6 protein-coding genes and 1 tRNA gene are annotated in these 5,921 nt (G+C 69.8%); 5 read left to right on the forward strand and 2 right to left on the reverse strand.

All coding sequences use genetic code 11. The features are described from left to right. Window positions 1-92: 92 nt before the first annotated feature. A complete protein-coding gene (locus GKQ77_RS25980) occupies window positions 93-749 on the forward strand; it encodes an SDR family oxidoreductase (protein ID WP_219691365.1) in 657 nt (218 codons plus the stop codon). Window positions 750-806: 57 nt separating this feature from the next. Here the strand turns inward: GKQ77_RS25980 and GKQ77_RS25985 are convergent, their stop codons facing one another. Further along, window positions 807-1,019, reverse strand: coding sequence for a hypothetical protein (locus GKQ77_RS25985; RefSeq protein ID WP_125514451.1), 213 nt, complete (start codon window positions 1,017-1,019; stop codon window positions 807-809). Window positions 1,020-1,276: 257 nt separating this feature from the next. Between GKQ77_RS25985 and GKQ77_RS25990 the strand changes: the two genes are divergently transcribed. Then, window positions 1,277-4,000: an NACHT domain-containing protein gene (locus GKQ77_RS25990; RefSeq protein WP_219691366.1), complete on the forward strand. Its 2,724-nt coding sequence runs from the start codon at window positions 1,277-1,279 to the stop codon at window positions 3,998-4,000. A 57-nt stretch (window positions 4,001-4,057) separates the two neighbouring features. Here the strand turns inward: GKQ77_RS25990 and GKQ77_RS25995 are convergent. Then, window positions 4,058-4,139 (reverse strand) — tRNA-Tyr (locus tag GKQ77_RS25995). Window positions 4,140-4,335: 196 nt separating this feature from the next. On the opposite strand from GKQ77_RS25995, the gene GKQ77_RS26000 reads away from it, so the two are divergent. The 3 genes from GKQ77_RS26000 to GKQ77_RS26010 form a co-directional block, all read left to right on the forward strand. Beyond that, window positions 4,336-4,824 (forward strand): YajQ family cyclic di-GMP-binding protein, encoded by a 489-nt coding sequence (locus GKQ77_RS26000; protein ID WP_219691367.1) that lies wholly within the window; start codon window positions 4,336-4,338, stop codon window positions 4,822-4,824. A 65-nt stretch (window positions 4,825-4,889) separates the two neighbouring features. Next, a complete protein-coding gene (locus GKQ77_RS26005; RefSeq protein WP_219691368.1) occupies window positions 4,890-5,276 on the forward strand; it encodes a hypothetical protein in 387 nt (128 codons plus the stop codon). Between the two features lie 143 nt (window positions 5,277-5,419). Beyond that, the coding region (locus GKQ77_RS26010; protein ID WP_219691369.1) for an amino acid permease at window positions 5,420-5,921 on the forward strand (502 nt) is incomplete at its 3' end.

The following is a 5,921-nucleotide window of genomic DNA, read 5'->3' on the forward strand; positions in this document are numbered from 1 at the left end:
GGCGTGGGGTTGGGCTTTGTGAAGGCGTGCTCCGTGTGGGCCGATCGCTCCGCGCGCGGCGAACGCGGTCGTGCTGCCGTACGGTCGGAGACATGCGCATTGTCATCGCTGGAGGTCATGGTCAGATCGCGCTGCGGCTGGAGCGCTTGCTCGCCGCGCGTGGTGACGAGGTCGCCGGGCTGATCCGCGACGCCGGGCAGGAAGCGGATCTGCGCGAGGCCGGTGCCGAACCGGTCCTGTGCGACCTGGAGTCGGCCTCGGTCGACCAGGTCGCCGAGCATCTGCGCGGTGCCGACGCGGCGGTCTTCGCGGCGGGCGCGGGGCCGGGCAGCGACGCCGGCCGCAAGGACACCGTGGACCGGGGCGCCGCCGTGCTCTTCGCGGACGCGGCGGAGCGGGCCGGGGTGCGGCGGTACATCGTCGTGTCGTCGATGGGCGCGGACCCCGCGCACCAGGGCGACGAGGTCTTCGACGCGTATCTGCGGGCCAAGGGCGAGGCGGACGCGAACGTACGCGCGCGTGCCGCGCTGGACTGGACGATCCTGCGTCCGGGGATGCTGACGGACGACGCGGGCACCGGTCTCGTACGCCTGGAGGCGTCGACCGGGCGGGGGCCGGTCCCTCGGGACGACGTCGCCGCGGTGCTCGCGGAGCTTCTGGAGACGTCGGCGACGGCCGGGCTGACGCTGGAACTGGTCAGCGGTTCGGTGCCGGTGTCGGTGGCCGTCAAGTCCGTTGCGGGGAACTGAGGTCCGTTACGGGACCCGGAGTGGCCCGAGAAGGCCCTGAGGGCCCCTCAGGCGGGTTCAGAACAGCGGGAGCTGGCCCGGCAGGTCCGGGACCGTGTAGCCGTCCAGAGCGGGCTGTACGGCGCCCAGCTGGGCGTGCCTGCGGGATCCCGGGCAGGAGACCAGGTCGCCGGTGACGCGCTGGCCCGGCGGGTCATGGCGGGCGAACCGTCCGCCGACGACGGCGATCTCGCGGCGGCACTCCGGGCAGTTTCTGCGGCGGGACGACATGGGGACAGTGTGCCCGGGGGCGGCGGGTGGGGCTCACTGCCCGTGCCGGGTGCCGCTAAGGCCGGGCGCTTTGAAGAACGTACGGCCATCTCACCGCCCCGCGCCCGCGCACCGCGCCCGCACCGCCCGCGCCAACTACGCGTAGGAATCGTGAAGTTGCGAATCCCGCTCACCGGCCCAGCCCTACCCTGGCCCGAAGCGGCCGGCACCTCGCGCCGCATGGACGCCTCGGATGTCTCGGATGCCTCGGAGAGCTGATGGAACCCGCCGTGATCGGAGCCCGGCTCGCGTCGAGCATCGTGGGGCCGCTGATCAGAAAGCTCTTCGTGGCCGAAGGCGCTGGAGCCGGCCTCGTCGACAGGCCCGTACGCGTGTCCCATCTCGTCTCCTTCCGGGGCGAGAAGCGGACGCTCTCCGACAAGGATCTGCACAAGATCTCAGAAGAGCTGGTCAAGCGTGCCGCCCACTCGACGGGCGTGGAGGAACGGCTGCCCTCCTTCGAGAAGCAGGCCGTCATCCACGCCGTCACCGACTCCCTGCGCTCCCTCGGCACGCTCGACATGGACGACGTACAGGCCGTGCACCTCGGCCATCTCCGGCTCTCCCAGCACCTGCGCGCCCAGAACAGGACGGCCACCCTCGGCCTCTCCCAGGACGCCGTCGCGCTGCACGCGGGCGTGCTGGACACCGCCTGCCTGCACATCCTGAACTTCTTCACCCAGCGGTCCACCTTCGTGCCGCGCACGCTCCTGGAGCAGAGCCGCGGCATCGAGGAGCTGACCCGCAAGATCGACTCCCTGATCACCCGGTCCCCGTCCCCCGCGGACGGCCCCTTCGAGGAGCACTATTCGGACTACATCGCGGCCAAGCACGGCAAGCTGAGCATCTTCGGCCTCGACCTGTCCGGAGCGCCGGAGAGCTGGCTGCTCGATGTGGCCTACCTCCGCCTGGGCGCGGCCGCCGACGCGCTGAGCGCCACCCCCACCGTGGTCCCGGCCGATCACGTACTCGCCGGCCGCAACCGCGTACTCCTGCGCGGTGTGGCGGGTTCGGGGAAGACCACCCTCGTCCAGTGGCTCGCGGTCTCCACCGCGAAGAGGTCACTCGATGAACAACTGCTCTATCTCTACGGACTCGTGCCGTTCGTGCTGCCCCTGCGCACGCTGACGCGCGGCGGCGCCCCGCTCCCCACCCCCGACCGATTCCTGTCCGCCGTGGACTGCCCGATCGCGGGCAGCCAGCCGCACGGGTGGATCGACAGGGTGCTGCGCGCGGGCCGCGGGCTCGTGCTCATCGACGGGATCGACGAGATTCCCGAGGACGACCGCAACGCCGCCCGGCACTGGCTCCGTGAACTCCTGAGCGCCTACCCCGACAACCGCTGGCTCGTCACGTCCAGGCCCTCGGCCGTACGGGAACGCTGGCTGACCGACGACGACTTCGCCGAGCTGGACCTCGCGCCCATGAACCGGGACAACATCGCCGAGTTCATCCAGCGCTGGCACAAGGCCGCCGGCATCAGTGACCAGTACGCCTCGGATCTGCTCCGCGCGGTCCGGGCCCAGCAGGACCTGAGCAGGCTCGCCATCAACCCCCTGATGTGCGGCCTGATCTGCGCCCTGCACCAGGACCGCCGCGGCTATCTGCCCCAGGGCCGCAAGGAGATCTACGACGCGGCGCTCTCCATGCTGCTCTTCCGGCGCGACCGCGAGCGCGGCGTCCACAAGTGCGGGCCGATCCACATCAGCGAGGCCGAGCACATCCAGCTGATCCAGAAGCTCGCCTACTGGATGATCCGCAACGGCCGCTCCGAGATGAACCGCACCGACGCCGTGGAACTCCTGGGCCATGTCCTGCCCGCCATGCCCAAGGTCGCCGAGCAGGGCACACCGGAAGCGGTCTACCGGCATCTGCTCGTCCGCAGCGGCCTGCTCCGGGAGCCGAGCGCGGACTCCATGGACTTCGTCCACCGGACCTTCCAGGACTATCTCGGGGCCAAGGCGGCGGTCGAGGGGCTCGACTTCGACTTCCTCATCGCCAACGCGCACCTGGACCAGTGGGAGGACGTCATCAGAATGGCCGTCGCCCACGCGCGGCCCACCGAGCGGACCTATCTCCTCAACGGCCTCATCAGGCGCGAGGACACCTCACGTCAGAGCCTGGACCGCCTCCACCTCCTCGCCGCCGCCTGCCTGGAGCACGCGACCGAACTCGCTCCCTCGGTCCGTGCCGAGGTGCAGGAGCGGGCGGCCGCGCTGATCCCGCCGCGTTCGGCGGATCAAGCCCGCGCCCTGGCCGAGGTCGGTCCCGTCGTACTCGAACTGCTGACCGGCCCCCGGGAGCTGCCACCGCGCCCGGCCACCCCTGACCCCTACGCCTCGGACGAGCAGAAGGCCGAGGCGCTGGCGGCGGAGGACGCACACCGGGCCGTGGCCGACGAGGCGTACTTCACCGTGCTCACGGCGACGCAGATCGCGACGTACGCCGCCATCGAGGTGCTAGCCCTGTACCGCAACCACCCCGACCTGCGCGTACGCAATGAACTCGCCCAGGCGTGGAACAGGTACGACACCGATCTGTACGGCCAGGAAGTCATCGCACACCTTGCCGATGAGGGGCTCTACTTCCCCGTCTCGAACCTGCGGGAACTGCGTGCGCTGCACAGTTTCGGCGGTCGCTCCCGCATCAAGATCACTGGCGAGCTGACCGTGGACGAGTTCGTCGCCGGCTGCCCGAGCCAGCGCCTCACCCATCTGTGGGTCGAGGCGGACATGGGGCCCACCTGGGACTGGCTGACCCTCTTCCCCAAGCTGTGCGAGCTGACCATCGAGACGCTTCTGCCGAGCATCGACCTCAGCACCCTGGAGCGCGTGCGCTCCCTGCTCACGCTCCGCGTCCCCGAGGACGCGGTCCTCGTCGGCGCGCACCTGCTGCCGGAGTCCACGAAGGTCGTGCGCGGGATCGGTGCCAACCCGGGGTAAATGAAGAAACCCCCTCCGATCTACGTTTCCGCAGATCGGAGGGGGTTTACCTTCATGTGGCGGCGCCAGGATTCGAACCTGGGAAGGCTGAGCCGGCAGATTTACAGTCTGCTCCCTTTGGCCGCTCGGGCACACCGCCGGGTTTGCTGCCTCGCCCCGCTTTCGCGGTGCTCCGTGGCAACGACGTAAACGATACCTGATGGACAGGGGTGCTTCGCCACCCGATTGAGCGGCACCCGGCGCGGGGGCGGTGGCTAGGCTTTGCGGATGCGGCCAGCGTCAGGCGGCCGTGTAACCGCTGAGTACGCATACCCCGATACAAGGAGCCACAGGACATGGCCGACTCCAGTTTCGACATCGTCTCGAAGGTCGAGCGGCAGGAAGTCGACAACGCCCTCAACCAGGCCGCCAAGGAGATCTCGCAGCGCTACGACTTCAAGGGCACGGGCGCCTCGATCTCGTGGTCCGGCGAGAAGATCCTGATGGAGGCGAGCGGCGAGGAGCGGGTCAAGGCGATCCTCGATGTCTTCCAGACCAAGCTGGTCAAGCGCGGCATCTCGCTGAAGGTGCTGGACGCGGGCGAGCCGCAGCTGTCCGGCAAGGAGTACAAGATCTTCGCCTCGATCGAGGAGGGCATCTCCCAGGACAACGCGAAGAAGGTCGCCAAGATCATCCGCGACGAGGGCCCGAAGGGCGTCAAGGCGCAGGTCCAGGGCGACGAGCTGCGCGTCAGCTCGAAGAGCCGGGACGACCTTCAGGCCGTGCAGGCGCTGCTCAAGGGCAAGGACTTCGACTTCGCACTGCAGTTCGTGAACTACCGGTAGGAGCGCGCGGCTGGCTCATTCTCGCCCTGGGCATGATCACCACCACGGCAGTACCGTCCCGAGCCATGAACATGAGGGGGATGTGGACGTACTGGGGCTACATCGCGGCGGCGGCTCTGATCGCCGCCTGGAGCAGCGGTGCTGCCACCGCTGTGCTTGTGGTCCTCTCACTGGCGGTCGTCTCGTACGCGGCCTTTCAGCTTCCCGTGTGGTGCGGAGCGGTGAACCGCAACGGCACCTACTGCCGGCGCAACGCCTCGGGGATCCTGATGGGCTGCGGGCTCCGGCAGCACCGGTGGCAGAAGATCAAGCTGATGGTTCTGCGGAGCAAGGCGGGAGACATCTCAAGGGCGGTCTTCCCGACGGCCAAGGAGAAGTTCGGGGCGTTCATCGCCGTGGGCGGGCTCGCGTCCGCCGTCGCGGCCGTGATCGTGCCGGTGGTCACCGGCTGAGCTGACGGGCGGGTCCCTCGTCGGGGCCCGCCCTTTGCTGTGCTCGGCGTCGGGAGTGGCCGAAAAGGATGCGGCAGGCGCTGGGCTCCTGGAGGACGCCTCTACGGAGTGACGCGGTTGCGGTGATCCGTAAGGTGCGGCGCATGACACAACAGCCAGAGCTTCGGCGGACCCTCGGTGTGTTCGACGCGGTGGTGATCGGTCTCGGGTCGATGGTGGGGGCGGGCATCTTCGCGGCGCTCGGGCCCGCCGCGGGCGCGGCGGGGTCGGGACTGCTGGTCGGGCTCGCGGTCGCCGCCGTGGTCGCGTACTGCAACGCGACGGCGTCGGCGCGGCTCGCCGCCCGCTATCCCGCGTCGGGCGGCACCTACGTCTATGGGCGGGAGCGGCTCGGGGAGTTCTGGGGGTATCTGGCGGGCTGGGCGTTCGTCGTCGGCAAGACCGCGTCGTGCGCGGCGATGGCGCTGACCGTGGGGGCGTACGTCTGGCCGGGGCAGGCGCACGCGGTGGCGGTCGCGGCCGTCGTGCTGCTGACGGCCGTGAACTACCTGGGCGTTCAGAAGTCGGCGTGGCTGACGCGGGGGATCGTGGCGGTGGTGCTCGCCGTGCTGGCGGCGGTCGTCGTCGCCTGCCTCGGGTCGGGGG

The sequence above is a fragment of the Streptomyces anatolicus genome (genome assembly GCF_019400875.1).
Lineage (GTDB): Bacteria > Actinomycetota > Actinomycetes > Streptomycetales > Streptomycetaceae > Streptomyces > Streptomyces anatolicus.